1 protein-coding gene is annotated in these 1,900 nt (G+C 68.5%); it reads right to left on the reverse strand.

The annotated features are described in order from the left end of the window. Positions 1 to 244: 244 nt before the first annotated feature. Positions 245 to 1,648, reverse strand: coding sequence for a cytochrome P450 (locus tag ACIBVN_RS60800; protein ID WP_397152025.1), 1,404 nt, complete (start codon positions 1,646 to 1,648; stop codon positions 245 to 247). Positions 1,649 to 1,900 lie beyond the last annotated feature (252 nt).

Raw genomic sequence — 1,900 nt, forward strand, 5'->3', positions numbered from 1 at the left:
TCGGGCCACCAAGCTCGATCACAGGCCCGGCTCAGCAGATCGCGATCGAGATGCAACCGGCCGGGATCGACCGCTTTACACCAGCTACCTAGGGCTCGCGCGACCGCGCCCACCAGCACGACCAAGGCGGCCAGTGCCACTGCACTGGCCAGTGCCCGCCACGGGCGACTGCGTCCTGCCACACGCCCCATCGTCGAGCACTGCTCGCCCTGAGGCGAGGGTTTGCGCGAATCGCTCCGGCGCGTCAGCGGACCCGGACGGGCAGGGTGTGCAGCCCACGGATGAGGGTGCTTACGCGCCATTGCAGGACGGGCGAGCCCAGTTCGATGCTGGAGAAGCGGCCGAGCAGCCTTCCGATGGCGATCTGCGCCTCCAGCCGGGCCAGCGGCGCGCCCACGCAGTAGTGGATGCCATGACCGAAGGCCAGATGGCCGCCGCCTGGCCTGGTGAGGTCGAGCCGGTCAGGATCAGGGTAGCGGTCCGGGTCGCGGTTGGCGGCCAGCAGGGAGATGAAGACGAACTCGTCCTCGGGGATTACGACATCGCCGACGCGGATCGGCTCGGTGGTGAAGCGCAGAGTCGCGATGTTGATCGGGCCGTCGAAGCGCAGGAACTCCTCCACCGCGCCCGGCAGCAGTAAGGGGTCGGCCCGCAGCGCGGCCAGCTGGTCCGGGTTGCCGATCAGGGCGAGCACGCTATTGGCGATCAGGTTTACCGTGGTCTCGTGGCCCGCCACGAGCAGCAGGAACGCCATGGATACCACTTCGTCCGCTGTCAGCCGGTCGCCTTCGTCGGAGATGTGCACGAGCTCCGACAGCAGGTCCTCGCTGGGCGCGGCCCGCTTGGCGGCGACGAGGCCCGTCAGGTAGGCCAGCATCCACGCGTGGGCCGCGCGCATCTCCTCCGCCGACGAGGCCGCCACGAAGGGGGCGGTCCAGGTCCTGAACTCGTCGTGGTCCGCGGCCGGGATCCCGAGCAGTTCGCAGATGACGGCGATCGGCAGGGGGAAGGCGAACGACTCCATGAGGTCGAACTCGCCCACCTCCGCCATGCCGTCGAGTAGGCCGTCGGTGATCTGCTCGATGCGCGGGCGCAGCCGCGACACCGTCCTGGCGGTGAACGCCTTGTTCACCAGTTTGCGTAGGCGCGTGTGGTCGGGCGGGTCGGAGTTGAGCATGTGGGCCGACAACGACGAGGCGTACGGGCCCGCCATCCCCGGCGGGAACAGCTTCACCGCCCTGGCGCTGTCCTTGGCCAGCCTGGGGTCGTTGAGCAGCTCCCTGGCTTCGGCGTACCTGGTGACCAGCCAGACCCTGAGCCGCCGGTGCGCGGTCGCGGGCCGTACCGGCCCCACCTCGCGGGCGCGCCGGTAGACCGGATGCGGATCTTGGAAGAAGGCCCGGTCGAGGTTGAGTGCCGGGTCCGTGACCGATTTGCTGCACCGCAACGTTCGCCTCTCTCCAGCTCGGCGGGCGCCCGCCGAGACCGCCCTACGATCTCCGCTAGCCTCGGCGGGCAGGGCGTCTGTCACCTCGTCGATGAGGCCGGCCAGCTCGCCCGGCCGCGGCAGGAACGGAGAATGGCTCCCCGGCAGGTGCCTGACCACCCCTGCCATCGTGAGCTGCCGCTTGATGAACAGCTCGGGCATGCTCCGGTCATCGTCGCAGACGATGAGCGCGGAAGGCACCGCTCGCCACGAGGCCCGCGTCTGCCGCTCGGTGAAGGCACGCGCGCTCTGTAGTCCATGCCGTTCAGAGTGCTTTACGAGATCACCACGCCGGTGACTGACAGCGGCCATGAAAAGCGGTTCTGATCCACTCGCTGTGAAGTGATCGCGTAGTTTCGCTCCACCTGGAATGATCTTGACGCGTGTGGCTTCGAGGTGCTCTCCCCTCTGCAT

It is taken from the genome of Nonomuraea sp. NPDC049400, assembly GCF_044466425.1.
GTDB lineage: Bacteria > Actinomycetota > Actinomycetes > Streptosporangiales > Streptosporangiaceae > Nonomuraea.

What these genes read in the sequence shown, in the direction of transcription:
- ACIBVN_RS60800 (WP_397152025.1), bottom strand. Translation starts at nt 1,648, where the DNA reads ATGCCCGAGCTGTTCATCAAGCGGCAGCTCACGATGGCAGGGGTGGTC.